This window comes from Streptomyces sp. KR55, from assembly GCF_052245645.1.
Classification (GTDB): Bacteria; Actinomycetota; Actinomycetes; order Streptomycetales; family Streptomycetaceae; genus Streptomyces; species Streptomyces flavusporus.
In genome coordinates, this window is the sequence record NZ_JBQQCE010000097.1 from 1 (window position 1) to 25,536 (window position 25,536).

The 25,536-nt window shown below is 70.3% G+C and carries 26 protein-coding genes and 4 pseudogenes; 15 read left to right on the plus strand and 15 right to left on the minus strand.

The window, feature by feature from the left end:
• A partial coding sequence (locus tag ACTWQJ_RS16600; protein ID WP_443307405.1) for a phosphotransferase occupies positions 1-432 on the plus strand: 432 nt, incomplete at its 5' end.
• A gap of 50 nt (positions 433-482) precedes the next feature.
• On the opposite strand, the gene ACTWQJ_RS16605 is transcribed toward ACTWQJ_RS16600, so the two are convergent.
• A complete protein-coding gene (locus ACTWQJ_RS16605; protein ID WP_409474214.1) occupies positions 483-965 on the minus strand; it encodes a VOC family protein in 483 nt (160 codons plus the stop codon).
• Between the two features lie 94 nt (positions 966-1,059).
• On the opposite strand from ACTWQJ_RS16605, the pseudogene ACTWQJ_RS16610 reads away from it, so the two are divergent.
• The 3 genes and pseudogenes from ACTWQJ_RS16610 to ACTWQJ_RS16620 all read left to right on the plus strand — a co-directional run.
• A pseudogene (locus tag ACTWQJ_RS16610) lies at positions 1,060-1,191 on the plus strand (alpha/beta fold hydrolase); the annotation flags it as partial.
• Positions 1,192-1,359: 168 nt separating this feature from the next.
• The gene (locus tag ACTWQJ_RS16615) at positions 1,360-1,998 is read left to right on the plus strand and encodes a ClpP family protease (protein WP_443307406.1); all 639 of its coding nucleotides are present in this window, start codon (positions 1,360-1,362) and stop codon (positions 1,996-1,998) included.
• Position 1,999: 1 nt separating this feature from the next.
• A complete protein-coding gene (locus ACTWQJ_RS16620; RefSeq protein WP_443307407.1) occupies positions 2,000-2,602 on the plus strand; it encodes a ClpP family protease in 603 nt (200 codons plus the stop codon).
• A gap of 22 nt (positions 2,603-2,624) precedes the next feature.
• Here ACTWQJ_RS16620 and ACTWQJ_RS16625 read toward each other — a convergent pair whose 3' ends face one another.
• Complete coding sequence (locus ACTWQJ_RS16625; RefSeq protein WP_443307408.1) at positions 2,625-3,056, minus strand: helix-turn-helix domain-containing protein; 432 nt, start codon at positions 3,054-3,056, stop codon at positions 2,625-2,627.
• Positions 3,057-3,300: 244 nt separating this feature from the next.
• Here ACTWQJ_RS16625 and ACTWQJ_RS16630 point away from each other — a divergent pair.
• Positions 3,301-3,573, plus strand: a pseudogene (locus tag ACTWQJ_RS16630) (RNA polymerase sigma factor SigF); the annotation flags it as partial.
• On the opposite strand, the gene ACTWQJ_RS16635 reads toward ACTWQJ_RS16630, so the two are convergent.
• Complete coding sequence (locus ACTWQJ_RS16635) at positions 3,521-4,885, minus strand: RNA-guided endonuclease InsQ/TnpB family protein (protein ID WP_443307409.1); 1,365 nt, start codon at positions 4,883-4,885, stop codon at positions 3,521-3,523. The pseudogene ACTWQJ_RS16630 and the gene ACTWQJ_RS16635 sit on opposite strands and share 53 nt — an antisense overlap.
• A gap of 28 nt (positions 4,886-4,913) precedes the next feature.
• Between ACTWQJ_RS16635 and ACTWQJ_RS16640 the strand changes: the two genes are divergently transcribed.
• Positions 4,914-5,123, plus strand: a complete 210-nt coding sequence (locus ACTWQJ_RS16640; RefSeq protein ID WP_443307410.1) for an Arc family DNA-binding protein — start codon at positions 4,914-4,916, stop codon at positions 5,121-5,123.
• Positions 5,124-5,150: 27 nt separating this feature from the next.
• Positions 5,151-5,278: pseudogene (locus ACTWQJ_RS16645) on the plus strand (sigma factor-like helix-turn-helix DNA-binding protein); the annotation flags it as partial.
• A 34-nt stretch (positions 5,279-5,312) separates the two neighbouring features.
• Here the strand turns inward: ACTWQJ_RS16645 and ACTWQJ_RS16650 are convergent.
• Positions 5,313-5,765: an ATP-binding protein gene (locus tag ACTWQJ_RS16650; protein WP_443307411.1), complete on the minus strand. Its 453-nt coding sequence runs from the start codon at positions 5,763-5,765 to the stop codon at positions 5,313-5,315.
• Positions 5,766-5,857: 92 nt separating this feature from the next.
• Positions 5,858-7,060 (minus strand): DUF6777 domain-containing protein, encoded by a 1,203-nt coding sequence (locus ACTWQJ_RS16655; protein WP_443307412.1) that lies wholly within the window; start codon positions 7,058-7,060, stop codon positions 5,858-5,860.
• Positions 7,061-7,234: 174 nt separating this feature from the next.
• Between ACTWQJ_RS16655 and ACTWQJ_RS16660 the strand changes: the two genes are divergently transcribed.
• Positions 7,235-8,530, plus strand: a complete 1,296-nt coding sequence (locus ACTWQJ_RS16660; protein ID WP_443307413.1) for a streptophobe family protein — start codon at positions 7,235-7,237, stop codon at positions 8,528-8,530.
• Here the strand turns inward: ACTWQJ_RS16660 and ACTWQJ_RS16665 are convergent.
• The 4 genes from ACTWQJ_RS16665 to ACTWQJ_RS16680 all read right to left on the minus strand — a co-directional run bounded on the left by ACTWQJ_RS16665 (position 8,507) and on the right by ACTWQJ_RS16680 (position 12,929).
• Entirely contained in the window at positions 8,507-9,556 is a 1,050-nt protein-coding gene (locus ACTWQJ_RS16665; protein ID WP_443307414.1) for a serine/threonine-protein kinase, read from the minus strand. The genes ACTWQJ_RS16660 and ACTWQJ_RS16665 overlap by 24 nt on opposite strands.
• Positions 9,556-10,101 (minus strand): hypothetical protein, encoded by a 546-nt coding sequence (locus ACTWQJ_RS16670; RefSeq protein WP_443307415.1) that lies wholly within the window; start codon positions 10,099-10,101, stop codon positions 9,556-9,558. Before ACTWQJ_RS16670 ends, ACTWQJ_RS16665 begins: the two co-directional genes overlap by 1 nt.
• Before the next feature lie 8 nt (positions 10,102-10,109).
• A complete protein-coding gene (locus ACTWQJ_RS16675; RefSeq protein WP_443307416.1) occupies positions 10,110-12,449 on the minus strand; it encodes an FHA domain-containing protein in 2,340 nt (779 codons plus the stop codon).
• A 69-nt stretch (positions 12,450-12,518) separates the two neighbouring features.
• Entirely contained in the window at positions 12,519-12,929 is a 411-nt protein-coding gene (locus tag ACTWQJ_RS16680) for a hypothetical protein (RefSeq protein ID WP_224735942.1), read from the minus strand.
• Between the two features lie 312 nt (positions 12,930-13,241).
• Between ACTWQJ_RS16680 and ACTWQJ_RS16685 the strand changes: the two are divergent.
• A pseudogene (locus tag ACTWQJ_RS16685) lies at positions 13,242-13,400 on the plus strand (DUF1905 domain-containing protein); the annotation flags it as partial.
• 49 nt (positions 13,401-13,449) lie between these two features.
• Here the strand turns inward: ACTWQJ_RS16685 and mgrA are convergent.
• Positions 13,450-14,439, minus strand: a complete 990-nt coding sequence (gene mgrA, locus ACTWQJ_RS16690) for an L-glyceraldehyde 3-phosphate reductase (RefSeq protein WP_224735943.1) — start codon at positions 14,437-14,439, stop codon at positions 13,450-13,452.
• A 128-nt stretch (positions 14,440-14,567) separates the two neighbouring features.
• On the opposite strand from mgrA, the gene ACTWQJ_RS16695 reads away from it, so the two are divergent.
• Positions 14,568-15,443 carry a LysR substrate-binding domain-containing protein gene (locus tag ACTWQJ_RS16695; protein ID WP_443307417.1) on the plus strand — a complete coding sequence of 292 codons (876 nt, stop codon included), beginning with the start codon at positions 14,568-14,570 and terminating at the stop codon, positions 15,441-15,443.
• Between the two features lie 28 nt (positions 15,444-15,471).
• Positions 15,472-15,981: a mycothiol transferase gene (locus tag ACTWQJ_RS16700; RefSeq protein WP_443307418.1), complete on the plus strand. Its 510-nt coding sequence runs from the start codon at positions 15,472-15,474 to the stop codon at positions 15,979-15,981.
• On the opposite strand, the gene ACTWQJ_RS16705 is transcribed toward ACTWQJ_RS16700, so the two are convergent.
• The 5 genes from ACTWQJ_RS16705 to ACTWQJ_RS16725 all read right to left on the minus strand — a co-directional run bounded on the left by ACTWQJ_RS16705 (position 15,969) and on the right by ACTWQJ_RS16725 (position 20,891).
• A complete protein-coding gene (locus tag ACTWQJ_RS16705; protein ID WP_443307419.1) occupies positions 15,969-17,042 on the minus strand; it encodes an adenosine deaminase in 1,074 nt (357 codons plus the stop codon). The genes ACTWQJ_RS16700 and ACTWQJ_RS16705 overlap by 13 nt on opposite strands.
• A 58-nt stretch (positions 17,043-17,100) precedes the next feature.
• On the minus strand, positions 17,101-17,493 hold the full coding sequence (locus ACTWQJ_RS16710; RefSeq protein ID WP_443307420.1) for a VOC family protein: 393 nt from the start codon (positions 17,491-17,493) through the stop codon (positions 17,101-17,103).
• 208 nt (positions 17,494-17,701) lie between these two features.
• The gene (locus ACTWQJ_RS16715; RefSeq protein WP_443307421.1) at positions 17,702-18,412 is read right to left on the minus strand and encodes a chitinase; all 711 of its coding nucleotides are present in this window, start codon (positions 18,410-18,412) and stop codon (positions 17,702-17,704) included.
• A 225-nt stretch (positions 18,413-18,637) separates the two neighbouring features.
• Positions 18,638-20,383, minus strand: a complete 1,746-nt coding sequence (gene polX / locus ACTWQJ_RS16720) for a DNA polymerase/3'-5' exonuclease PolX (protein WP_443307422.1) — start codon at positions 20,381-20,383, stop codon at positions 18,638-18,640.
• A 70-nt stretch (positions 20,384-20,453) separates the two neighbouring features.
• Positions 20,454-20,891: a MarR family winged helix-turn-helix transcriptional regulator gene (locus ACTWQJ_RS16725; protein ID WP_443307423.1), complete on the minus strand. Its 438-nt coding sequence runs from the start codon at positions 20,889-20,891 to the stop codon at positions 20,454-20,456.
• Positions 20,892-20,969: 78 nt separating this feature from the next.
• On the opposite strand from ACTWQJ_RS16725, the gene ACTWQJ_RS16730 reads away from it, so the two are divergent.
• From ACTWQJ_RS16730 to urtC, 4 genes are all read left to right on the plus strand, one after another.
• The gene (locus ACTWQJ_RS16730; protein WP_443307424.1) at positions 20,970-22,082 is read left to right on the plus strand and encodes a substrate-binding domain-containing protein; all 1,113 of its coding nucleotides are present in this window, start codon (positions 20,970-20,972) and stop codon (positions 22,080-22,082) included.
• Positions 22,083-22,296: 214 nt separating this feature from the next.
• Positions 22,297-23,553, plus strand: a complete 1,257-nt coding sequence (gene urtA / locus ACTWQJ_RS16735; protein WP_443307425.1) for an urea ABC transporter substrate-binding protein — start codon at positions 22,297-22,299, stop codon at positions 23,551-23,553.
• Between the two features lie 63 nt (positions 23,554-23,616).
• Entirely contained in the window at positions 23,617-24,513 is an 897-nt protein-coding gene (gene urtB, locus ACTWQJ_RS16740) for an urea ABC transporter permease subunit UrtB (protein ID WP_443307426.1), read from the plus strand.
• The coding region (urtC, locus tag ACTWQJ_RS16745) for an urea ABC transporter permease subunit UrtC (RefSeq protein WP_443307427.1) at positions 24,510-25,536 on the plus strand (1,027 nt) is incomplete at its 3' end. The genes urtB and urtC, both read left to right, overlap by 4 nt.

Genomic DNA, 25,536 nt, shown 5'->3' on the forward strand with positions numbered 1-25,536 from the left:
ACCCGGGACGCGCCGACCCGGTCGGCCATCGAGCAGCTGGCGGGAAGGATGGACACGGCCGCGCTGACGGCGCTGTGGGAGGAGGCCCTGCGGGTCCCGGCGCGGTCGGGGCCGCCCGTCTGGGCGCACGGCGACCTGTCGCCGGGGAACGTCCTGGTCACCGAGGGACGGCTGACCGCCGTGATCGACTTCGGCACGGTGGGAGTGGGAGATCCCGCAGTCGATCTGATCGCGGCCTGGAATCTCCTGCCCGCCTCGGCCCGCCCCGTCTTCCGTGACGCTCTGGGTGTCGACGACTCCGAGTGGGCGCGCGGGCGTGGCTGGGCGCTGTCGATCTCGCTGATCCAGCTGCCGTACTACTGGGAGACCAATCCGCCGCTGGCGGCGAACTCGCGGCATGTGATCAAGGAGATCCTGGCCGAGGCCGGGTAGCGGCGGACCGGCCGCCGGGTCCGTGGCGACCGGTCACCGCTGGGTGTGCCCTACTCGCCCGCGTACGCCTTCTCCAGGGCGGCGATGTCGAGCTTGTGCATCGACAGCATCGCCTGGGTCGCACGTGCCGCCTTCGCCGGGTCCGGGTCGCTCATCATGTCGTCGAGGCTGTCCGGGATGACCTGCCAGGACACCCCGTACTTGTCCTTGAGCCAGCCGCAGGGGCCGGGCTCGCCGCCGTTCTCGGTGAGCTTGGTCCAGTAGTAGTCGATCTCTTCCTGGTTCTCGCAGAAGATCATGAAGGAGATCGCCTCGGTGAACTTGAACTCGGGGCCGCCGTTGAGCGCCAGGAACTTGTGGCCGTTGGCCGTGAATTCCACGGTCAGCACGGTGCCGGCGGGGCGAGGGGCTCCCTCGGGGTAGCGGGCGACCTTGCCGACGCTGGAGTTCTTGAAGATCGAGACGTAGTAGTGGGCGGCTTCCTCGGCCTGGTCGTCGAACCAGAGACACGTGGTGAATCCGTCGGTGGCCATGAGTACCTCCTGGGGCGTGGAACGCGGTCACCTTTGTCGACCGGTCTTCACCGCGGAACTCATCGGTCGGACCGCTGATTGATCCAGGTGGCCCCGCCACCACCCCATCGTGCGATGGACGGAGCTCGACCGTGGTGGGCACTTCGCGGCGATGGAGGAGCCGGATCTGCTGGTCGACGACGTGCGGGCCTTCTTCCGGCAGCTGCGCGAGAAGCGCGACGGCTGACCGCTCTGCCCGTGGCGAATCTGCCGCGGGCAGAGAAAACGCCTGCGGTGCCTGTTCCCGGCCCAGAGTGGGGATCGCGGCGATGCCGGCCGCGTCGCGACACCTCACGGCACCTCATGGCAACTCATGGCAACTCATGGCAACTCACGACGACGACAAGGAGCGCCGATGTCTCCACTCACCGCCCTGCCACCCCGGGCCGAGGAGGGCGACACCCCGCCCACCCGGTTCGACGACCATCTGGCCGCCCAGCTGCTCGGGCAGCGGATCGTCCTGCTCGGCACCCAGGTCGACGAGGTCTCCGCGAACCGGGTCTGCTCGCAGCTGCTGATCCTGTCCGCGGAGGATCCGCGCACCGACATCAGCCTGTACATCAACAGCCCCGGCGGTTCGGTGCACGCGGGCCTCGCGATCTACGACACGATGCGTCTGATCCCGAACGACGTCTCGACGCTCGCCATGGGCTTCGCGGCCAGCATGGGCCAGTTCCTGCTCTGCGGCGGCACGCCCGGCAAGCGGTACGCCCTGCCGAACGCGCGGATCATGATGCACCAGGGGTCGGCGGGCATCGGCGGTACCACCGCCGACATCGAGATTCAGGCGGACAACCTGGAGCACACCAAGCGGACGATGGAACGGCTCATCGCCGAGAACACGGGCCAGTCCCCGGAGACCATCGCCCGGGACGGCGACCGCGACCGCTGGTTCACGGCCGAGGAGGCCAGGGAGTACGGCATGGTGGACCGGGTCGTCGAGTCGCTGGCCGACGTCCGCCCGGCCGCCTCGAAGCGACGGATGGGGCTGTGACATGGGGAACTACACGATTCCGTACGTCGTCGAGCGGACCGCGCACGGCGAGCGCTCCTCCGACGTGTTCAGCCGGCTGCTGTCGGAGCGGATCATCTTCCTCGGCACCGAGATCGACGACGGGGTCGCCAACGTCGTCATCGCGCAACTCCTCCATCTGGAGTCGTCGGCCCCGGAGAACGAGATCGCGATCTACATCAACTCCCCCGGTGGCTCGTTCACTTCGCTCATGGCGATCTACGACACGATGACGTACGTGCAGGCGCCGATCTCGACGTTCTGTGTGGGGCAGGCGGCGTCAACGGCCGCCGTGCTGCTGGCCGGTGGGGATCCGGGGCGGCGGTTCGTGCTGGAGCACGCGCGCGTGCTGCTCGGTCAGCCCGCCACCGGGGGCAGCCGGGGCATGATCTCCGACCTCTCCCTCCAGGCCAAGGAGATGGTCCGGATCCGCTCGCAGGTCGAGGAGGTGCTGGCCCGCCACACCCACCACGACATCGCCACGCTGCGCGCGGACATGGACCGCGACAAGGTGTTCACCGCGCAGGAGGCCGTGGCGTACGGCCTGGCCGACGAGGTGGTGGGCCGGCGCCTCGTGACGGTCTGAAACGCCGGGCCCGAGGGTGTCGTCAGGCGACCAGGCAGAGCCCGTTGTACGGCGAAGTGGACGTGGCACGGCTGCGGTTGGCGTGTCGCGTGAGCTCGCTCTGCGCCTGCGACAGCAGGTCGCCGAGGCCCAGGCCGAGGGCGTGGGCGGCGGCCGCGAGGACCTCCGAGGAGGCCTCCTTGCGGCCGCGCTCCACCTCCGACAGGTACGGCATGGAGATCCGCGCCGCGTCAGCCACGTCCTTGAGCGTGCGTTCCTGGGCGAGGCGCTCGCGGCGCAGGACGTCACCGATCAGGTCGCGCCACAGGGGTTCCTTGGGCGCGGGGGATACGGGGGGCGCGGCGGCGGGGGCCGCGGTGGCCGGGCGTTCGGACGCTGGGCGGGCCGTCCCCGGACGCGCGGCGGGCGGGCGCAGCGGGATGACGCGGGCTTCGTTCGGCGCTTGGTTGGTCACCGCTCCAGCCTAGGAGCGCCCGCCGCCACGGGAAGGCCCCGACGTTCCGCCCTCGGTGGAATCGGACGAAACGCCCGCCCGGAGCCGCGGCCCGGGAGAGACTGGTCCGTCCGAGGCGAAGGAGTGCGGTGCCGTGCTGCGGGACACGTTCAACGAGGCCGCGGAGCTGTACAACAGGGCACGGCCGCGGTATCCCGACGCCCTGGTCGAGGACTTGGCCCGGGTGACAGGCCTGGGCCCGTCCGACCGGGTCCTGGAAATGGCGGAGCTCGCCACGCTGATGAACATCTCCGAGGCCGAGGTGGTGGAGGGTCAGTTCGCCGCCAACGGCTACAACTCCGCGTCGCTGGACGCCGCGCTCACCGGCGACGGACCCGAGCACGGCGAGGCAGTGCTCGCCGACTACATCGGCGTCGAGGAGCACGGCCTCCGGCTGGTCGAGGACTTCCAGTCGCTCGCCCCGCTCATGGCCGAGCTGGACGAACGCGACCGTCGGATCCTGCACTTGAGGTTTTTGACATCCTCCCCTTCTTAAAGAGGGGGATTCCAACCCAGGTGAGCTGAGGTTCACGGGCGCTCGAACAGCCGGTGGCCGTTGTCACCCCTCCGGTACCGGCTGAGCGCCGGGGGCGGGGAATCCCGCCCTGTCCTACCGCGACGTTGGTTGCTGCGTTCTCATCTGCGTTGCAGGTGAAGCCGCACTCGGTGCACCGGAACTCGGCTTGGCTCTTGCGCGAGTTCTTGTCGATCCATCCGCAGGCGCTGCATCGCAGGGAGGTGTACGGGGCGGGTACGTCCTCGACCCGGCCGGGGGCCTTGTGCTCGGTGCGCTGCCGTAGCAGGCCCCAGCCCTGGGCGAGGACAGCCCGGTTGAGGCCCCGCTTCTGGGCGACTCGTTTACCCGGCTCCTGCACGGTGCCCTTGGCCGAGCGGGTCATGTTCTTGATGTTCAGCTTCTCGAACCGCACCAAGTCATAGGTGCGGGCGAGCATCGTTGAGGTCTTCTCGCACCAGTCCTTGCGCCGGTTTGCCTCACGTGCCTTGAGCTTGGCGACCTTCGCATACTCGGCGGCCTTCTCCGGACTGTTCTTGGGCGCGCGGGCTGCGCGGCGCTGGTGCTTGCGGATCTGCGCCCGTTCCTTGACGGTGAGCTGCGGGCAGTTCAGCTTCCGCCCGTCCGAGAGCGCTGCGGTGATCTTCACGCCCCGGTCGATGCCGATGACCTCGCCCGTGCCGGGTGCGTCGATCGGTTCGGGGATGACCGCAAACGCGACATGCCACTGGCCGTTACGGAAGGTGACCCGGAACGTCTTCGCCTGCGGCAGCCCGGAACCGTTGCCCTTGCGGCTGAGCCGGAACCGGACCCAGCTGCAGCCAGGCACCTTCACCTGAGCCCAGCGCCGGTTGAGTTTTTGCACCACCACCGAGCGGCCCATGACCTGCTTGCCCTCGGCGTTCAGCCTCGGCGACCCGTCCGACTCGAACTCCGGCACCCGATCGGTACCGATGACCCGGAAGCCTTCGTGCACGTACTTCTTGCGCCACGTCGGCTCACCGAAGTCGGAGGTGAACTTGGCGCTCTTGGCCTTGGTGAAGTCCTTCAGGGCCTGCTGCTGCACATCCGCGTTACCAGCACGCAGCCATTCGTTGTCACGCCGGGCCTCGGTGAGCTGGCGGCACTGCTCGGCGAAACCAGGTGCGGACTTGCGCCACCTGCGCCAGTGCGAGTGCTGCTCGACGGCGAGGTTCCACACATACCGTGCGTGCGCGCAGTGCAAGAGCATCTGCTCTTCCTGCGCACGCGTCGGGTACATACGGAACTTTGCCACGCCGTCACCGTAGCGGCACAATGACGGCATGTTCAAATTCACGCTCCGTATCCCCGAAGAACTCCACGCCCGGCTCGCCGCCCAGGCGGTCACCGACCGGCGGTCCCTCAACGCCGAGATCCTGCACCTGCTTGAGGCCGCCCTCAGCGCCGTACCTTCCGGAACGCAGAATCGCCCTGGCGGCGATTCTGCTTCCCCTGCCCCGCTACGCGGGAGCGGGCATTCACCCCGGCCCTGAGGACCGGGCACCCTGCCCGAAAGCAAGGTGGAGGAGGCCACCCAGGCCGAGATCGCGAGCAGCTCGGCTGCTCGCAGATGCATGTCTCCCGGCTGCTCAAGCGGATCATCGTACGGCTGCGGCGGGGCATGCTCGGGGAGCTCGACTGCGCCTGACCCCGGCGTCACGACACAGCGTCCACGGGCTCGCTCAGCCGCTCAGCTCGACGACGGCGCTCACCCGCTTGCCGACCGGCACCCGCTCGACGGTCACCTCCGTCGCCAGCGCATGGACTATCTCCAGGCCGTGCCTGCCGACCCGTGCGGGATCGCGGGGAAACCGCAGGGGCAGTGCGGCGCTGCTGTCGCAGACGCACACCGTCATGGAGCTGTCCGTGCCCTCCAGCTCCAGGATGTACGGACCGTTGCTGTGCCGGTCCGCGTTGGTCACGAGCTCGCTCACGACGAGGAGCACCGACTGTTCGGCGCGGGAGCCGATCTCGGCGCACCACTCGGTCCTGAGCTGCTCGAGGAAGAGTGCGGCGAGGGAGCGTGCCTCGGCGATGCATCCCGGCTCGCCGGTGTAGTGCGCCGCCCGCCGCAGCGGTTCCACGGGCACGTCGAAACCAGTCGGTACGACGGACCCGTCCCGGTACTCGATCATGCGTGTCTCTCTCCGAAGCCGGCCGTGCCGGACGTTGCTGCACCAGTCCTCGTACCCCGAGCCGGGCGCCGCAGTCCATAGTGCAGGACGCGTCACACTGCCGGAGCGGGAGCGGGCGCCTCGGGAACACTGTCCGTGAACGACGACCGGGCGGTCGGCCCGGATGTGAGCGGGGGCTGCGGCGGCGAGGGCGCAGGGGACTCGGGGGCCTCAGGGGACTCAGGGGGCTCCGGGGATTCCGGCGGTTCGGGGGACCTCGGGGGCTCCGGGCTCTCCGGCTCCGGGGCCGGCGGTTCCGGTGTGGGCGTCTGAGGTCTCGGGGACGGCGAGGGCGGAGAGTCCGGGGCCGGTGACGTCGGTGTGGACGGGGTGAGCGAGGGTGTGGGCCGGGTCGCCGGCGGCTCGGTCTTCTTGTCCTTCCCACCCGTGTCGCCGTGCCGGCGGGCGATCCACTCGCCGCGGTCGGGGTCGTAGAGGACGAAGACGTCGACGGCCTTCGGCGCGGGGGTGACCACGACGACGTTCGAGGAGCGATACGACGGCCAGGCCTCGCCGGTCGGTTTCGGCGTGGTCCGCTGGGCGACCGGCGGGGTCAGCGGGTTTCCGCAGGCGCACCGCACACGGGGCACCCCGCGGTCGTCGACGAGGACGGCCGTACCCGCCTGCAGGACGGCCTGGTAGCTGGTGGCAGTGCCGGCGCGGTAGCCGTGGTTGGTGACACGGGTGTCCATGCGGAGCTGTACGGGGGTGAGCGAGCGCAGGTGGGCCGGGACCTGGGACGGCGCGACGCCGGCCACCGAGGCGAAGGCCCTGTTCTTGGCCTCGTCCGTCTGGAGGAACCTGATCTGTTTCTCCACGTCGCACGTGGCGACGTTGCGGGTGCCGCCGTAGAGCCCGGGGGCGCCGCCGGCCACGCCCCGTACGGCGTTCGGCGGCGGCGATCCGGTCGCCGGACTCGGCGTGGCCGGTGGGGCGGAGCTGTCCGTCGCGGTGGACTCGGTGAAAGGGTCGGGGCCCGTGCTGCCCGCGGGCTGGAGGAAGACCTCGCCCTGCGAGCCGGTGCCCCCGCCGTCGGGCCGGGTCAGGACGACGGCGACGACCACGGCGGCCACCACGACGGCGGCGAGCACGGCGATCCGGGGTGCAGAACGCCACCACGGCGGGCGTGGCTCGGGGGACTCGGCTCCCCCACCGGGCGGCTGGGAGGGCGGTCCCGGGGGCGGCTCGGGCGGTCCCGACAGCGGGCCGGAGGGTGGGCCGGCGGGACGGCCGGACGACGGCGGTTCGACGCTCACGAGCTCTGCTCCCGTTGTGGAGTGCCGGCGGCCCTCAAACTCACTTTCGCCGCTTTCCTTCGCCTTCTTCCATGTTCTTTGGTCATTGTGTGCTTCGGTCCGGTACGGCCCGCAAGCCGACGCGGACGGCCCTCCCGGCGCGCGCCCGGTGCCGGTGCTGCTTAGCGTGACAAGGTGAGCCCGCGCGTCCCCTCCGAGCAGGCCGCCGCCCGCCACGGCTGGGTGCAGGCCGTCGCCGTCGTGCTGGCGGGAATGATCGCCATGGGGACCACCGCCACGCTGGGCCTGTGGGCGGCGGGGGCCGCCGACCTCCCGGACGGCGCGTTCCCGCGGGTGGTTGCCGCGACCGTCGTCACGGCGGTGGGCGGCGCCGTCGAGCTGTCGGGCGATGTCGGGGGCCTCGCCGAGACCGAGGCGGGGCTGACCGTGATTCCGCTGTCGGTGACGCTCGCCGGGGCCCTGGTGGTCGCCGTGGGATTCCTGCGACCGCTGCGGCACCGGGCGGTGGCCGGTGCCGGGGAGCTGGGCGGGTGGGCCGCCAGGATCGCCGTCCTGTGGCTGCTCGCGCTGCTCGGACTGGCTCTCGGGGCCCGGCAGACGTTCACCATCTCCGTCGGCGAGGACGCGATCAGCGACATCACCGATCTGTTCGGCATCTCGCCCGAGGTGGGCTTCACCACGGACGTGCCGGTGACGCTGGTCTTCGGGCTGCTGTGGCTGGCCGGCGTGCTGGTGCTGGCACTGCTGGTGGCGCCGGGAGCTCCGCTGCCGGGCAGGCTGCTGCGGTTCCGGGAGTCGGTGCGCCCGGCCGCGTACGCCATGGTCGCCCTCCTCCTCACGTACGTCGTGCTCGGCGTCGTCATCGGCCTGGTCGTCGCGGCGACGCGGGGGCACCCGGCCGAGACGTTCGCCGTGATCCTGCTGGGTCTGCCGAACCTGGTGTGGCTCGCGTTCACGATCGGCCTGGGCGCCACCTGGGACGGCCGCGTGGAGGGGCCGTTCGAGCTGCCGATGCCGCATGTCCTCGACGAGGTGCTGCGCTCCTCGGACGTCGCCGTGCTCAATGTGGGCACGCTCGCCGAGCACGACGGCCGGGTGTGGTGGCTGGTGGTGGTCGACGCGGTGCTGGTGCCGGCGGCCGCGTTCGTGATGGCGGCGCGTTCTCCGGCCCGGCTGCGGGCCTGGCGGCACGCCGTGCACATGGCGGTCGCGCTGGCCCTCACGGTGCTGATGATCTGTCTGGTCGGCCGGATCTTCGCGTCGTACGGCCTGTCCGTGCTCGGCATCGGCGACCTGGGCGGATTTCTCGCGGGAGAACTGTTTCTGCGGCCCCGGATCTGGACGGCGCTGGGCCTGGCCGTGCTGTGGGGTCTGGTGACCGGCTTCCTGGGCGCGCTTCTCGCTGCAAGGGTGCGGCGGCGGGGTGCGGCCGCCCAGGCCCCGTCGTCACCTTCCCCTCGTCCGCCCTGAGGACGGGCCGGCCGGCGATGAGGGTTCCCTTGCCGGGTGGCCGCGGCCGACGACGGGCTCGGCCCAGCGCGGTGGCGGCTTCGGGCGGTCGTCCCGGGCGGGTACGACCCTCAGGTCGACCTCGGTCGGCGGGTGGGCGCCGTTCCTGACACCGGCCAGGGCGGCGCGCAGGGCCGTGACGAAGGCGAGGCAGGAGTCGTACCGTTCGTCGGGGATCTTGGCCAGCGCGATACCGAAGACCGTGTCGACAGGTCCGGCGAGTTCGGGGCGGGCTTCGGTCAGGGGTGGCGGCGGGTCGTACTGGTGGGCCCACAGCAGCGCCATGTCGTCGTCACGGCGGAACGGCGGGTGGCCGGCCAGGCACTCGTAGACCACGCAGGCGAGGCCGTAGACGTCGCACCGGCCGTCGACGGGGCGGCCCGCGATCTGCTCGGGGGCGACGTAGTCGAGGGTGCCGACGAACTGTCCCACCGTGGTGAAGCCGGTCAGCGACAGCGACTTCTTCGTCAGACCGAAGTCGGTGAGGTAGACGTGCTCGGGGTGGTCGCTGTCGGTGCCGCGGGCCACCAGGATGTTGCCGGGTTTGACGTCCCGGTGGACCAGCCCGTGCTCGTGGGCGGCGTCCAGCGCGGAGGCGACCTGCGCCGCGATGCGCACGGCGGTCGCGGGCGGCAACGGGCCCTGCCGGTCGAGCAGATGGCGCAGGTCGCTGCCGGCGACGTAGCGCATGGCGATGTACAGGATGCCGTCCGTCTCGCCCGCCTCGAAGACCGGCACGATGTGCGGATGGTCGATCGCAGCGGCCACCCGGGACTCATGGCTGAAGCGCCGCCGGAAGGTGTCGTTGCGGGCGAGTTCGGGGGCGAGCAGCTTGAGCGCGACGGTGCGGTCCAGGCGCAGGTCGCGGGCGCGGTAGACGACGGCCATGCCGCCGCGGCCGAGTTCGTGCTCGATCCGGTAGCCGGCGACCTGCCGTCCGATCAGTTCGGAGGGCCGCCCGGAGAACAGGCCGGTGTCGCCCACCATCAGGTCTCACCGTCGGGTGTCACGACCCGAGTGGGGGCGTGGCCGGGATCCTCGGTGGCGCGCGGCGCCTCGTCCGCCGCGTAGGTGCTCAGCCGCGCCCCGTCGCTGTACGCCCACTGGCCGCCCTCGGCGTCGTACAGCCACACGGACCCCCCGTCGACAACCACGCCGATCCGCGCTCCCTGTGTCCGGTCGCGGAAGGACTCGCCGTCGAGCCCGCCGGCCGCCAGGTCCTCGACAGCCGCCCGGTAGCGGGCGAGCGCCCGCTCCGCGCGGGCGAGCAGTGGCCGGGGGTCGGCGGTGGTGGCGAGCGGTTCGTGCTCGGTGGGCGGGTCCTCGGGTACGGCGACCAGGTAACGGCCGTCGACCCAGGCGGACCAGCCGTTGGCGCACAGGATCCGCCCCCAGTCGCCGCGCCGCTCGACCAGCTGGACCGGCAGCAGCGGATCGAGGGGCACGGTGGGCCGGGCGGGGTCGGGCGACTCCCAGGCGGGCATCCCGTGCCGGGGGACGACGTGGGTGGGCCGGAAGCCGGGGCTCGCCATCGCGGGGCCTACTTCCGCATCACGACGGGCTCGCGGCGGCGCAGCAGCCGGGACACCACGTAGCCGAACACCACCGACAGGACGACGAGCATGCCGATGTCGAGCAGCCACACTCCGACCGCATGCTCGAACAGGGGATCGCCGGTCAGGTCGCCGGGCGAGACCCGGGCCAGGTCGATGGTGGCGGCCATCGCGCCGAACGCCCACCGCGCGGGCACCAGCCAGGCCACCTGCTCCAGTCCTGGCACACCGTCCAGCTGCAGCAGAGCGCCGCAGAAGACGACCTGGACGAGGGCGAGCAGCACGAGCAGCGGCATCGTCACCTCCTCCTTGCGCACCAGCGCGGAGACCACCAGACCGAGCATCATCGCCGTGAAAGCCAGCAGGGCGACGGCGACGGTGATCTCCACAAGGGGCGGCATCACCACGCCCCGTCCGCCCGGCGCGTTGAGATCGACGCCGAGCAGGCCGACCAGGGTCAGCACGACGGCCTGCAGCACGGTGACCGTGCCGAGCACGACCACCTTGGACATCAGGTACGCCGATCTGGACAGGCCGACGGCCCGCTCGCGCCGGTAGATCACACGTTCCTTGACGATCTCGCGCACGGCGTTGGCCGCGCCGGTGAGCACGCCGCCGACGCAGAGGATGAGCAGTGCGTTCATCGCCGACCGCCGGGTCAGCTCACTGCCCGCCAGGGCGCGGGCCATGCCGCCCATGACGAAGGGCAGGGCGATCATGACGAGGAGGAAGGTGCGGTCGGCGCTGAGCGCGGCCGTGTAGCGGCGGACCAGCGTGATGAGTTGGGCGCCCCAGTGGCGCGGCCTGGGCGGCGGGCCGACGATGACCGGGCCCTCGCGGGGCCGCCGCGGCTGTGCGGTCGCGTCGGCGATGTACTGCCGGTGGAAGGGCGATGCGCGGTACTCCCCCGCCCAGTCCCGGTCACGGTCCCGCTCGAACGCCTCGAACGCCTCCGGCCACTGGGTGAAGCCGAAGAAGGCGAGGGCGTCGCCGGGCGGGCCGAAGTAGGCCACCGTGCCGCCCGGCGCGAGGACGAGCAGCCGGTCGCAGACATCGAGGCTGAGGACGCTGTGCGTGACGACGATGACGGTCCGGCCGTCGTCGGCGAGGCCGCGCAGCATGTGCATCACCGAGCGGTCCATACCGGGGTCGAGGCCGGAGGTCGGCTCGTCGAGGAAGAGCAGCGAGGGCTTGGTCAGCAGCTCCAGCGCCACGCTGACCCGTTTGCGCTGGCCGCCGGAGAGGCTGTGCACGGGCTGGTTCGCGCGCTGTTCCAGACCCAGTTCGCGGATCACCTCCTCGACCCGCGCGCGGCGCTCGGCCCTGGCGGTGTCCTGCGGGAAGCGCAGCTCGGCGGCGTAGGTCAGGGCGCTGCGGACGGTCAGCTGGGCGTGCAGGATGTCGTCCTGCGGGACGAGACCGATGCGCTGCCGCAGCTCTGCGTAGTCGTGGTACAGGTCGCGTCCGTCGTACAGGACCGTGCCGTGGTCGGCGGGGCGCTGTCCGGTCAGGGCGTTCAGCAGCGTGGACTTTCCCGCGCCGCTCGGGCCGACGACCGCGAGCAGGCACTTCTCCCCCACCGGGAACGACACGTCGTCGAGGAGCGTCTTGCTGCCCCGGTCGACGGCGACGGTGAGGTCCTGTACATCGAGGGAGATCTCGCCGGTGTCGACGTATTCCTGCAGCTGGTCGCCGACGAGGCAGAAGTCGGAGTGGCCGATGCCGACGATGTCGCCGGGGTTGATGAGGGCGGCGGTGACCTGCAGCCCGTTGAGGTATGTGCCGTTGTGGCTGCCGAGGTCGACGATCTCGTACGTCCCGTCGGTGTGGGCGCGCAGCTCGGCGTGCCGGCGCGAGACGAGCAGGTCGTCGACGACCAGGTCGTTGTCCTCGTCGCGGCCGATGCGGACGGTCCGATGGGGCAGCGGCCGTACGCTGGTGGGCTCCCGGAAGGTGTGGGTGAGGGCGGGGCGGGAGACCGCCGAGGGGCGCTCCGGGGCCGGGTCGGCGAGGCCGACGAGGACGGCGCGCGGGCCGTCGGTGGGGTTGCCGAAGCGGATGACGCTGCCGGGGCCGACGTCCCATGCGTCGATGCGGCGGCCGTCGGCGTAGGTGCCGTTGGTGCTGTGCTCGTCCTTCAGGGTCCAGTGGCCGCCATTGGGCCGCAGCACCGCGTGGTGCCAGGAGACCCGGTCGTCGTCGAGGACTATGTCGCTCAGCGGGTCGCGTCCGACGCGGTAGTCGCGGACGGGGGTCATCACGGTGGAGCCCGTCTCGGTTTCGAGGACGAGTTCGGGCGCTGTCGACGCGACCGGCTGCTCCACCATGGCGGAAATTCTACCGATTCGTCCATATGTGCGCTGCCAAAGCGTCGTCCGCGCAGCCATCGGCACGTATCAGGCGACGGGCACGACCAGCGCCGGAATCGTGCGCTGCATCCGCAGGGCGTCGACGGATTCGGCGAGCAACTCGTACTCCGTGGTGTCGTCACTGGTGGCGATCCTGACCAGCCGCCCGGCCGCCAACTCCTCGGCGACCAGCTCCTGCCTGCGCACGTCCGCGCACCAGGCGCGGAGCACGGCGGGCACATCGGCCACGCCGTCGCCGACCGGGACGAGCGCGTGCGGCGGGTAGGGCCCGTCGCCGGGCTGCGGGTCCAGCCGCTCGGCGATCCAGGTGGCGCGGTCCCGCAGCCACCACAGTGCGAGGGCGAGGGTGGGGGCCCGATAGGTGCCGAGCGGTACGCCGATGCGCCGGCCGCCGCAGGTGCCGTACGCCGTGACATGGCACAGGAATTCGTCGTGCACGTCCGCCTCCCCCGTTGCGTTGCTCGCTTGCCGGTGGCGCCTCGCTTTCCGTGCGGCTCCTGTGCTGTGAAACTGTCCCTGGCGTTCGAGTATCTTCACTCTTGAACCACTGTCACCACGCCTTTCCGGCCAGTCTCTTGGCATATTCACCGCGCGTATTGGCCGGAACGCGACGGGTGAGGGAGGGCAGGCCGCAGGGCCCGATCTTCGGCTGCAGCGGGGCCGAGCGGGTGGCCGCGACGAGTTTTCCCGTTTACGAGGTCTCCGGCGGGAAGGCAGTGAGATCACCGCGAGCGGGGAACCACCGGAAACGTGGACGCGGAATTCACCGCAGCCCTGCGCGAGCAGCCGATCAAAGGCGGCTGGACATATCTCGCCTGGCGCGAATCCGTCGCCTGTTTCGGCACCCGCGGACTGGTCAAGATCCGCGGGACCATCGACGGGCACCCTTTCCGAAATTCCGTTACGGCAAGCCGGTGCCCGGAGGCGGTGGGTCACCTCCGGGCACCGGATCGGTGGGTCAGGCCTTGACGGCGGCGTCGATTCTGGCCAGTTCGTCCGCGTCGAAGTCGAGGTTGCGGATCGCCGAGACGCTGTCCTCCAGCTGGCGCGGGCTGCTCGCACCGACCAGCGCGGAGGTGACCCGGCCGCCGCGCAGGACCCAGGCCAGTGCCATCTGGGCGAGGGACTGGCCGCGGGACTTGGCGATGTCGTCCAGGGTGCGCAGCCGGCCCACGAGCTCCTCGGTCACCGCGTCGGAGTTCAGGAACGGGCTGTCGCTCGCGGCCCGCGAGTCCTCCGGGATGCCGTCGAGGTAGCGGGCGGTCAGCAGGCCCTGCTCCAGCGGCGAGTAGGCGATGGAGCCGACCTGCAGCTCGTCCAGCGCGTCCAGGAGCCCCTCCTCGGGGCGCCGGTCGAGCATCGAGTAGCGCGGCTGGTGGATCAGCAGCGGGGTGCCCAGCTCGCCCAGGATCCGGGCGGCTTCCCGGGTCTGCTCCGGGGAGTAGTTCGAGACGCCGACGTAGAGCGCCTTGCCCTGCTGGACGGCCGAGTGCAGCGCGCCCATCGTCTCCTCCAGCGGAGTCGCGGGGTCGGGGCGGTGCGAGTAGAAGATGTCGACGTAGTCCAGGCCCATCCGCTTCAGGCTCTGGTCCAGCGAGGACAGCAGGTACTTGCGGGAGCCCCACTCGCCGTACGGGCCGGGCCACATCAGATAGCCGGCCTTGGTCGAGATGACCAGCTCGTCCCGGTACGGCGCGAAGTCGGCGCGCAGCGCCTCGCCGAGGGCGGACTCGGCCGCGCCGGGCGGCGGGCCGTAGTTGTTGGCCAGGTCGAAGTGGGTGACGCCGAGGTCGAAGGCGCGCCGCAGGATGGCCCGCTGGGTCTCGACCGGCCGGTCCGGGCCGAAGTTGTGCCACAGTCCGAGCGACAGCGCGGGGAGTTTCAGGCCGCTGCGTCCGGTGCGCCGATAGGGCATGTCCGCGTAGCGGTCGGGGTGTGCGGTGTACAACGCGACTCCAGAGGGGTTGGCCCACGAGGAAACGGTTCCGGAAAAAAACCGGTCTCCATCCTTCTCGGCCCACGGGCAGCAGTCCAACAGAAGAGTCCGATGGAATTCAGCGAGTACGCTTCTCAATCATGGAACTGCGCCACCTCCAGCACTTCGTCGCGGTCGCCGAGGACCAGCACTTCACCCGGGCCGCGGAACGGCTGATGGTGTCCCAGTCGGGTCTGTCCGCCTCGATCCGGGCGCTGGAGCGGGAGTTGCAGACCCCGCTGTTCGTGCGGACCACCCGGCGGGTGACGCTCACGGAGGCGGGCCGTGCACTGCTCGGCGAGGCGGAACGGATCCTGGCACAGGTGCGCTCGGCACACGAGGCCGTGGCCGCCGTGCAGGGCGTGCTGCGCGGCACGCTCGCGCTGGGCACCGAGCAGTGCATCGCCGGGGTGGATGTCGCCGGGCTGCTCGCCGCGTTCCGGCGGCGTCACCCGGACGTGGAGATCCGGTTGCGCCAGGCGGGTTCCGGAGCGCTGGCGGAGGAGGTCGATGCGGGGCGGCTGGACCTGGCGTTCGCGGTCCGTACCCAGCCCGACTCCGACCAGCTGCGTTCCGTACCGCTGACCAGCGAGCCGATGACCGTCCTGTGCCATCCGACCCACCGGCTGGCCACAGCCGGCGCGGCCGTCACTCCGGAGGAGCTGGGGGGCGAGGTGTTCGTCGACTTCCATCCCGACTGGGGGCCACGTCGCATCACCGACGCCGCCTTCACCGCGGCGGGCGTGCAGCGGACCGTGGCGCTGGAGGTGAACGAGGTGCACAGCCTCCTCGACCTGCTGGACGAGAACCTGGGCGTCGCCGTCGTGCCGCACCACTTCCGGTACAAGCGGGAGTCGCTCACCGCCCTCCCCCTCAAGGGCACCGGCGAGGCGCTCTACGAGACGGTCGCCCTCCTCCCTCCCCCGCAGGCCACGAGCCCCGCGGCCCGAGCCCTGATGACGCTGCTGGAGGCATGAACGCCGCCGATGGGCGATGGTGGGACGTATGCATGCCAAGGACATCCTCAGCGACGGATACAGCCGCATCCAGGAAGAAGTCCACGCCGTCGTCGACGGTCTGACCGCCGACGACCTCAACGCCCGCCCCTCCGCCCGCGCCAACTCGATCGCGTGGCTGGTCTGGCACCTCACCCGCGTGCAGGACGACCACATCGCCGACGCCTCGGGACTCGAGCAGGTCTGGCCGGCCCAGGGCTGGGACAAGCGCTTCGGGCTCGGCCTGCCGCGCGACGACACGGGGTACGGGCACAGCTCGGCGAAGGTCGCCGAGGTGCGGGTCGACTCCGGTGACCTGCTGACCGGGTACTACGACGCCGTGCACGAGCAGACGCTCGACTTTGTGCGCGGGCTGACCGCAAAGGACCTCGAACGCATCGTGGACGAGCGCTGGGACCCACCTGTCAGCCTCGGCGTACGGCTGGTGAGCGTCCTGTCCGACGATCTCCAGCATGTCGGACAGGCCGCCTATGTGCGAGGGCTGCTTCAGGCCGGGTAGCCCGGCAGGACGACATCCCGTATCAGGGCGCCCCGCTCATCGAAGGGGATGAAGGCGCTCTTGACGGCGTTCACCGTGACCGTGCGCAGGTCCTCGACCGTCCAGCCCGCCTGCTCGACCAGCAGGGACATCTCCCGGGTCATCGTGGTGCCCGACACGAGCCGGTTGTCGGTGTTGAGGGTGACGCGGAAGCCGAGGTCCTTCAGCGCGGTGATCGGGTGCTCGGCGATGGAGGGGGCGGCGCCGGTCTGCAGGTTGGAGGTGGGGCACATCTCCAGCGCGATCCGGCGGTCGCGGACCCAGCCGGCGAGGCGGCCGAGCTTGCCAGCCGCGAGGTCGGGGATGTCGTCGGTGATGCGGACGCCGTGGCCGATGCGCTGGGCGCCGCACACCTGGAGGGCCTGGTGGATGCTGGGCAGACCATGCGCCTCACCGGCGTGGATGGTGAACGGCACGTTCTCGCGGCGCAGGTGCTCGAAGGCGGCGAGGTGGTCGGCGGGCGGGAAGCCGTCCTCGGCGCCCGCGATGTCGAAGCCGACGACACCGGCGTCCCGGAAGGCGACCGCCAGGTCGGCGATCTCCCGGCTGCGGTCGAACATCCGCATGCCGCACAGCAATGTGCCCACCCGGACCGGTGTCCCGGCGGCGGCCGCCTTGGCCATGCCCGCCGCCAGCCCCTCCTGCACGGTCTCGACGACCTCGGGCAGGGTCAGCCCGCCCTTGAGCATCAGCTCGGGTGCGTAGCGCACCTCGCCGTAGACGACGCCGTCCGCGGCGAGGTCGAGGACGTACTCCTCGGCGGTGCGCAGCAGGCCATCGCGGGTCTGCATCACGGCGAGGGTGTGCTCGAAGGTGGCGATGTAGCGGACCAGGTCTCCGGAGTTCGCGGCGTCGTAGTACCAGGCGGCGAGCGCGTCGGGGTCGGTGGTGGGCAGGGTGTGGCCGACCGCGTCCGCGAGCTCCACGACGGTGGCGGGGCGCAGACCGCCGTCGAGGTGGTCGTGCAGCACGGCCTTGGGGAGCCGGCGGATAGCGTCTGCGTCTACGCGCGTAGCAGTCATGGCGGGTCTTTCTTTGGCGGGAGGTTCGAAGGGGGCACTCTGGAGGCAGAGGCGCAGGTCAGTCGGCGGGCTGGAGCAGGTCCCAGCGGTTGCCGTACAGGTCCTGGAAGACGGCGACCGTGCCGTACGGCTCGTGCCGCGGCTGCTCCAGGAAGGTCACGCCCGCCGCGAGCATGCGGGCATGATCGCGGGCGAAGTCGTCGGTGTGCAGGAAGAAGCCGACGCGCCCGCCGGTCTGGTCACCGACCCGGTCGCGCTGCACCTCGCCCTTGGCGCGGGCCAGCAGCAGGGCGGTGCCGGTTCCCTCCGTCCCGGGCGCGACGACGACCCATCGGGAGCCGTCCGGGCGCGGCACGTCCTCGACGAGCCGGAAACCGAGGGCCTCGGCGTAGAAGCGGATCGCCTCGTCATAGTCGTCGACGACGAGGGTGACCAGGGAGATGCGTCTCATCGGGGCCTTTCCGGACGTGCGATTGACCGGAGAGGTTATACGTAAAACGCGACGCGCGCCAGTCGTCGCCGGGACCGGAGTCCTTGGGGTGCGGGCCCCGGGTGCCGGGGCCCGCACCCGCGTCACGGATATGCGTGCGCGTCCTGGACGTTGACCGCGCAGGTCGGATCGCCGAGCGCTGACGGTCAGGGGCATGACACCAGCAGCGTCAGCAGTAGAGGTTGCCCCCCGGCGACACCCCGAGAATCTGCGTGAACCGTTGATAGTTGGACACGCGGCTCTGCACCTGCGCAGGGTTCTTGCCGTCGCATTCCAGGGCGCCGTTGATGCTGCGGATCGTCTGGCCGAAGCCCGCTCCGTTGACCATGGCGTTGTGGCCGGTCATGGTGCCGGGGCCGGTCTGGGTGTTCCAGTACCACAGGCCCGTCTTCCAGGCGACGGAGGCGTTGTTCTGCACCATCCAGGGGTCGTTCAGCAGATTCAGGCCGAGCGCGTCGCCCGCGGCCTTGTAGTTGAAGTTCCAGCTGAGCTGGATGGGACCGCGGCCGTAGTAGGCGGCCTGGCCGGCGGGACAGCCGTACGACTGGCTCCAGTCGCAGTAGTGCGGGTAGTTGGCCTGGTTCTGCTCCACGATGTGCACCAGACCGCCGGTCTCGTGGCTGACGTTGGCGAGGAAGGCGGCGGCCTCCTGCTTCTTCACCGTGTCGCTGCCCGTGTTCGCGAAGGCGGGATACGCACTCAGGGCCGCGGTGAGGCCGCTGTAGGTGTAGAAGGAATTCCGGTTCGGGAACATCTGGTTGAACTGCGCCTCACTGACGACGAATCCGGCGGCGGACGCGGTCGGTGCCGGCTGGAGGGCGAGGGCGGTGCCCGCGAGGGCGAGCGAGCTCAGGACTGCGGAGATACGGCGCCTCGACACAGGGTCAACTCCTTTGCGGTGCACGGCCGCTCCCGGTCGAGGGCAGGGCGGAGCCGGCCCTCGTGCGCACATGCCGGTGATACCGGCCACGGCGTGGGGGCGGCCGTGGTGGGGGTGTGGAGGCACACTCAACCGCGTTGGTCTGTACCAGTCAAGGGTGTAGACCAGTCAAGGGGTCGGGAAAGTCAGAGGAGTTGACGTCCGGTCAGATCAGGGACGTGTTGGTCACGCCGTCCGGCCCTTGCGGAGGAACCGTTGCAGTCGCGCCCGGGGCCAGGTGTTGATCACGTCGTCCTTGGTGAGCCACCCGCGTTGCGCCGTGCCCACGCCGTAGCGGAGGTGGGCCAGGTGGAGGACGGAGTGGGCGTCGCTGTCGATGGCGAACTTCACCCCGTGCCGCTTGGCCCACAGGATGTGCTCGTCGCACAGGTCGAGCCGGTCGGGATGGGAGTTGATCTCCAGGGCCGTGCCGGTGCGTGCGCAGGCGGCGAAGACCGCGTCGAGGTCGGCGTCGATGCCGGGCCGCTTGCCGATGATGCGGGTGGTGGGGTGGCCGATGATGTTGACGTACGGGTTCTCGCAGGCCCGGACGACCCGGCGGGTGAGCGCCTCGCGCCCCTGGTTGAAGTGCGAGTGCACCGAGGCCACGCACAGGTCGAATCCGGCCAGGAAGTCGTCCGGCCAGTCCACGCCGCCGTCGGGGTCGATGTTCAGCTCCACGCCGTGCAGCAGCCGCATGCCGCGACGCTTGCCGCGCAGGCCGTACTCGCCGTCCAGCTCCCGTACGCGCTCGCGCTGGGCCAGCATCCGCTCGTCGGTCATCCGCTGCATGTAGAGGTTCGGCGCGTGATCGGTGATCGCGTAGTAGGCGTGTCCGCGTTCGGCTGCCGCGGCGACCATTTCCTCCAGCGGAGCGAGGCCGTCGGTGAGATCGGTGTGCGTGTGCAGGTCGCCCCGGATGTCGCCCTCCTCGACCAGGTCGGGCAGCTCACCCTTCAGCCCGGCCTCGATCTCGCCACGGTCCTCTCGGAGGGCCGGCGGGATCCAGGGCAGGCCGAGCCGGTCGTACACGTCCTCCTCCGTCTCGGAGACGATCTTCTCCCCGCTCTCGACGTCGAACAGCCCGTACTCGGAGAGCTTGAGTCCCTGGTGCACGGCCAGTTCCCGGGTGCGGATGTTGTGCGCCTTGGAGCCGGTGAAGTACTGGAGCGCCGCGCCCCAGGAGTCCGGGGGTACGACGCGCAGGTCGACGGCGAGGCCCTTGGTGGTGCGGATCGACGTCTTGGTCGTGCCCTGCGCGATGACCTCCATGACGTACGGCAGCTCGGTGAAGGCCCGCATCAGCGGCTCCGAGTCCTCGGCCGCGGTGAGGATGTCGATGTCGCCGATGGTCTCGCGGAGGCGGCGCAGAGAGCCGGCGTACGTGCACCGCCGGCAGCCGGTCACCCGGGACAGCTCCTCGACGATGCCCTCGGCGACGTCCATGGCGGCGTCGATCAGCACGCGGTCCCCGGAGGACTGCAGCAGCGCGATGCCGTGCAGGATCTTCTCCTCCGTCCTGGGGCCGAAGCCCTTCAGGTCCCGCAGCCGCTCCTCGTGGATGGCGTCGGTCAGTTCCTCGACGGAGGAGATACCCAGCTCCTCGTAGAGCGCCAAGGCCTTCTTCGGGCCGAGCGTGGGGATGGCCGTCAGCCTCCGGACCCCGGCAGGGATCTTCGCGCGCAGTTCCTCGACCGCGGAGACACGGCCGGTACGGAGGTACTCGACGACCTTCTCCGCGATCGACTTGCCGACGTTGGGGATCTCCTTGAGGCCCTTGGCGTCGAGCGTGGAGACATCGGCGTGGTAGCCGCCGATCGAGCGCGCGGCCTTCTCGTAGACGCGCGCCTTGAACGCGTCTCCTCCGGTGATCGAGATCAGGTCCGCGTACTCGGCCAACAGCGCGGCGACCTCGTCGTTCGCACGAGCCACACCTCCAGGGTAGGCAAGGTCCGACGCCCGTGCGCTCGGCTCAGCGGCTTGCCCGAGGTCGTCGGCCCCGTCACACCCGGGACGCCGTCCGGTCCAGCGTGGCGGCGAGGCGGTCCAGCAGGGCGCGCAGCAGTTCCTCGTCGCCGTCCCCGAGCGACGGCCAGTCCGCGCGGACCGCCCGGTCGACACGCTGCCAGTACTCCCGGCCACGCGGGGTGAGGTGGGCGAGGATGCGGCGGCGGTCGAGCGGGTCGACCCGACGGTGGACGAGGTTCTGGTCGACGAGGTGGTCGACGAGCTTGGTCAGGCTCGGCGCCGGCAGGAAGGCCGCCTCGGCGACGGCCGTCATGTGATGCCCCGAGCCGTCGGAGAGCAGGGCGAGAACCCGCCAGGCCTCCACCGAGCAGCCCTCCTCCTCCAGGACGGCCTGGAGGCGGCGCGCAGCCAGCCGCTCGGCCCGCGTCAGGAGCTGCATCAGATCGTGGGGCCGACGCGAAGAGGTGGACATCCTGCTCCTAGGTCACCGGGTGTGCACATCGTATGAGACGGACTGGAGTTCACCTGGCGGACCCGAAATCATGACGCCATGTTCCGGCACGATCCTCCCGCTCCCGAGTGGTTCACGGCCGACGCCTCGGCACTCGGGGTGGCCCTTGTGTTCCCCATGCAGGGACCGGCGGGGATCTTCGGTCCGACCTGCGAGCTGTGCGCCCAGCTGGCCGCGGAGCGGGTCAACCGCGCGGGCGGGGTCCTCGGCCGGGAGCTGCGGCTGGTTCCCGTCGACGGCGGCGCGTCGCCGCGGCAGATCGCCGACCATGTCGAGGCCTTGGTGGACCTGGGCGTGGTGCAGGGTGTCACGGGCTGGCACATCTCCTCGGTGCGACAGGCGCTGGCGCCGAGAATCGCCCATCGCGTGCCGTACGTCTACACCGCGCTGTACGAGGGCGGCGAGCACACCGCGGGCGTGTTCCTGACCAGTGAGACCCCTCGCGACCAACTGAGGCCCGCAATGGGCCTGTTGGCGCTCGAACGCCGGGTTCGCCGATGGTTCGTCGTCGGCAACGACTACGTCTGGCCACGGCGCACGGCACGGGCGGCCCACTCGTTCGCCCGCGAGTCGGGCGGAAGCATCGCCGGAGAGGTGTATCTCCCGCTCGGCACGCATGACTTCGAGCCCGTACTGCGACACATCGAGCGGTCCGACGCGGACGCGGTACTGATGCTGCTGGTCGGCAGCGACGCGGTGCGGTTCAACCGGGCGTTCGCGGCCTGCGGTCTGGACGTGCGCTGTCTGCGGCTGAGCACGCTGATGGACGAGAACATGCTGATGGCGAGCGGCCCTTCGGCCACCGTCGACCTGCACAGTACCGCCGGGTTCTTCGCCTCGCTGGCCAACCGGGACACGCTCGACTTCCACGGCGAGTACGCGGACCGCTACGGCATCGAGGCGCCCGCGCTGGGCAGCCTCGGCGAATCCTGTTACGAGGGCGTGCTGTTGCTGGCCGCGCTCATCGGCCGGGCCGGGACGCTGGAGGTGTCGGCGATCGGGGCGGCGGCCGGGACGGTGTCGTACGAGGGGCCGCGCGGGCTGCTGCATCTGCGGGGCAGCCATGTGCGGCAGCGGATCTACCTGGCGCGCGCGGACGGTTGCGACTTCGACGTTCTCACCGAGCTCGATCTTCACGGTTCCCACCCTTGACATGCCTGCGCCGACACCAAGATACTTCCCACAGAAAGTAACTAGAATGCCTCGGGCGAATTGTGAATTCGGTTTCCGAATGCACGGAACAAGCCCCCGGGGCGTTTTTTGTTGCGTTGGGGAAAGTCGCGCGAAACACCCTGGAAACAGCGCGACTTGAGGCTGTGGACCGCACTTCAGGAGGTTGTCGTCCTCCACACCCGAGGGGGTCCATTTGTCCAGCGGTTCCAGTATTCTCCGTCGCCGTTTCCTGGCCGGCGGCGCCGCGCTCGCGGCGGTCGTGGCACTGTCCGCGTGCGGGGCGAAGACCGACGCGGCCGGCTCGTCCGACAAGGCCGCGAAGGCCGACGTCAGTGGTGACACGGTCAAGGTCGGTCTGCTCAACTCGCTGTCCGGCACCATGGCCATCAGCGAGGTGACCGTACGCGACTCGCTGAAGCTGGCCATCGACGAGATCAACGCCTCCGGCGGGGTGCTCGGCAAGAAGATCCAGCCGATCAGCGAGGACGGCGCCTCCGACTGGCCGACGTTCGCCGAGAAGGCGCAGAAGCTGATCCAGGAGGACCGGGTCGCCGCCACGTTCGGCTGCTGGACCTCCGCCAGCCGCAAGGCCGTCAAGCCGGTGTTCGAGAAGAACAAGTCGCTGCTGTTCTACCCGGTGCAGTACGAGGGCCTGGAGCAGTCGCCGTACATCTTCTACACGGGCGCGACCACCAACCAGCAGATCGTCCCGGCGCTCGACTACCTCAAGAGCAAGGGACTGAAGAAGCTCTACCTGGTCGGCAGCGACTATGTCTTCCCGCGCACCGCCAACAAGATCATCCAGGCGTATGCGAAGGCCAACGGCATGACGATCCTCGGCGAGGACTACGCGCCGCTCGGTTCCACGGAGTTCAGCACGATCGCCAACAAGGTGAAGGCGTCGAAGGCGGACGCCGTCTTCAACACCCTCAACGGCGACTCGAACGTGGCGTTCTTCAAGGAGTACAAGTCGGCGGGTCTGACCGCGAAGTCCATGCCGGTGGTGTCGGTGTCGATCGCCGAGGAAGAGGTCAAGTCGATCGGCTCGCAGTACCTGGCGGGCCAGTTGACGGCCTGGAACTACTACCAGACCACTGCGGGCGCCGCGAACGAGAAGTTCGTGAAGGCGTACAAGGAGAAGTACGGCGCGGACAAGCCGACCAGTGACCCGATGGAGGCCGCGTACACCTCGGTCCACCTGTGGAAGGCGATGGTCGAGAAGGCCGGCTCCTTCGACCCGGAGAAGGTGAAGGCCGCCTCCGACGGCATCACCTTCGACGCGCCCGAGGGCCAGGTCACCGTCGACGGCGCCACCCAGCACATCCACAAGACCGCCCGCATCGGCGAGATCGGCACCGACGGCCTGATCAAGGAGGTGTGGGACTCCGGCAAGCCCATCGAGCCGGACCCGTACCTGAAGGGCTACTCCTGGGCCTCCGGCCTGTCCTGACCGACCGTCACCGCCCGTGGGCCCTGCGTGGCCCACGGCGGCCCCTCTCCCCGGAGCCGCCGTATGACCGTGATCCTCGGTCAGACCTTCACCGGCATCAGCATCGGTGCCGTCCTGCTGCTCATCGCGCTCGGCCTCTCCCTCACCTTCGGCCAGATGAACGTCATCAACATGGCCCACGGCGAGTTCATCATGGCGGGCGCCTACACGACGTACGTCCTGCAGAAGTCCATTTCCGGCGCGGGAATTTCGCTGCTGGTCGCGCTGCCCGTCGCATTTCTCGTCTCGGGCGCCCTCGGCGCGCTGCTCGAATGGCTGCTGATACGACGGCTGTATCTGCGGCCACTGGACACGCTTCTCGTCACCTGGGGCGTCTCGCTGATGCTTCAGCAACTCGCCCGGGACGTTTTCGGCGCGCCGAACGTGCAGACCCGGGCGCCCGACTGGCTCACCGGGAACGTCACGCTGATCGGCGGCGCGGACCCGCTCACCGTCGCCAACAGCCGGCTGTTCATCCTGGGCCTCGCCATCGCGGCGGTGGTCGCGCTGACGCTGACGCTGCGGCTGACACCGCTCGGCCGCCGGATCCGGGCGGTCGTGCAGAACCGGGACCTCGCCGAGGTGTCCGGTATCTCCACGGCCCGCGTCGACCGCACCGCCTTCTTCCTCGGCTCCGGTCTCGCGGGCATCGCCGGGGTGGCGCTGACCCTGGTCGGTCCGATCGGGCCGACGATGGGCACCAACGTCATCATCGACGCCTTCCTGGTGATCGTGGTCGGCGGGATCGGGCAGCTCAAGGGCACGGTGATCGTCGCCTTCGTGCTGGGCGTGCTGCAGTCGGTCCTGGAGTACTCCACCACCGTCAGCGTCGCCAAGGTGCTGGTGCTCGTCGCCATCGTCGCGTTCCTTCAGTGGCGGCCCCAGGGGCTGTACACACTGCGTACGAGGAGTCTCGTATGACCCTTCTCCACGGGCGCGCCCGGACATGGGCCGGATTCGCGGGCGCCGCCGTCCTGCTCTTCGCCCTCGCCCCGCTCGCGCTGACCGACTTCCGGCTCGGGCTGCTCGCCAAGTACCTGTGCACGGCGATGGTCGCGGTCGGCATCTGCCTGGCCTGGGGGCGCGGTGGCCTGCTGACCCTGGGCCAGGGTCTGTTCTTCGGGCTCGGCGGTTACGCCATGGCGATGCACCTGAAGATCGCCGACGCCGGGCCGGGCAACCTGCCCGACTTCATGCAGCTGTACGGCACGGCCACCGAACTCCCATGGTGGTGGCGGCCGTTCGCCGACCCGGTGTTCGCGCTCGCCGCAACGGTGCTGCTGCCGATGGCCGTCGCGGCGCTGCTCGGCTCGTTCATCTTCCGACGCCGGGTCAAGGGCGCGTACTTCGCGATCCTCAGCCAGGCCCTCGCCGCCGCCTTCGCCATCTGGCTGATCGGCCAGCAGGCCACGACCGGCGGCACCAACGGGCTCACCGACATCCAGGGCTTCTTCGGCTACGACCTCGACGACCCGGTCAACCAGCGAACCGTGTACTTCATCATCGCCGCCGTCCTGCTGCTCCTGATCGCCCTCGCCCGCCAGCTGATCCACAGCCGCTACGGCGAACTCCTCGTCGCCGTACGGGACTCGGAGGAGCGGGTGCGCTTCCTCGGCTACGACCCTGCGAAGGTGAAGCTCGTCGCGTACGTCGTCGCCGCGGGCATGGCCGGGCTCGCGGGCGCGCTGTTCGTACCGGCCGTCGGCATCATCTCCCCGGCGATGATCGGCATCGTGCCGTCCATCGAATTCGTCATCGGCGCCGCGGTCGGCGGACGTGCCAGCCTGGTGGGCGCGGTGCTCGGCGCGATCGGCGTCGCCTGGGCCAGGACGGCGCTGTCGGAGGAGTTCCCGGCGGCCTGGACGTACTTCCAAGGGCTGCTGTTCATCGTGGCACTGGCGTTCCTGCCGGGCGGCCTGGCCTCGCTCGGTGGGGTCCTACGGC

Excerpts from the sequence above, each read along its gene's own strand:
- ACTWQJ_RS16605 (WP_409474214.1), bottom strand. The coding sequence starts at position 965 with ATGGCCACCGACGGATTCACCACGTGTCTCTGGTTCGACGACCAGGCC.
- ACTWQJ_RS16615 (WP_443307406.1), top strand. The coding sequence starts at position 1,360 with ATGTCTCCACTCACCGCCCTGCCACCCCGGGCCGAGGAGGGCGACACC.
- ACTWQJ_RS16620 (WP_443307407.1), top strand. The coding sequence starts at position 2,000 with ATGGGGAACTACACGATTCCGTACGTCGTCGAGCGGACCGCGCACGGC.
- ACTWQJ_RS16640 (WP_443307410.1), top strand. The coding sequence starts at position 4,914 with ATGTTCAAATTCACGCTCCGTATCCCCGAAGAACTCCACGCCCGGCTC.
- ACTWQJ_RS16650 (WP_443307411.1), bottom strand. The coding sequence starts at position 5,765 with ATGATCGAGTACCGGGACGGGTCCGTCGTACCGACTGGTTTCGACGTG.
- ACTWQJ_RS16665 (WP_443307414.1), bottom strand. The coding sequence starts at position 9,556 with ATGGTGGGCGACACCGGCCTGTTCTCCGGGCGGCCCTCCGAACTGATC.
- ACTWQJ_RS16670 (WP_443307415.1), bottom strand. The coding sequence starts at position 10,101 with ATGGCGAGCCCCGGCTTCCGGCCCACCCACGTCGTCCCCCGGCACGGG.
- ACTWQJ_RS16675 (WP_443307416.1), bottom strand. The coding sequence starts at position 12,449 with ATGGTGGAGCAGCCGGTCGCGTCGACAGCGCCCGAACTCGTCCTCGAA.
- ACTWQJ_RS16695 (WP_443307417.1), top strand. The coding sequence starts at position 14,568 with ATGGAACTGCGCCACCTCCAGCACTTCGTCGCGGTCGCCGAGGACCAG.
- ACTWQJ_RS16700 (WP_443307418.1), top strand. The coding sequence starts at position 15,472 with ATGCATGCCAAGGACATCCTCAGCGACGGATACAGCCGCATCCAGGAA.
- ACTWQJ_RS16705 (WP_443307419.1), bottom strand. The coding sequence starts at position 17,042 with ATGACTGCTACGCGCGTAGACGCAGACGCTATCCGCCGGCTCCCCAAG.
- ACTWQJ_RS16710 (WP_443307420.1), bottom strand. The coding sequence starts at position 17,493 with ATGAGACGCATCTCCCTGGTCACCCTCGTCGTCGACGACTATGACGAG.
- ACTWQJ_RS16725 (WP_443307423.1), bottom strand. The coding sequence starts at position 20,891 with ATGTCCACCTCTTCGCGTCGGCCCCACGATCTGATGCAGCTCCTGACG.
- ACTWQJ_RS16730 (WP_443307424.1), top strand. The coding sequence starts at position 20,970 with ATGTTCCGGCACGATCCTCCCGCTCCCGAGTGGTTCACGGCCGACGCC.
- urtB (WP_443307426.1), top strand. The coding sequence starts at position 23,617 with ATGACCGTGATCCTCGGTCAGACCTTCACCGGCATCAGCATCGGTGCC.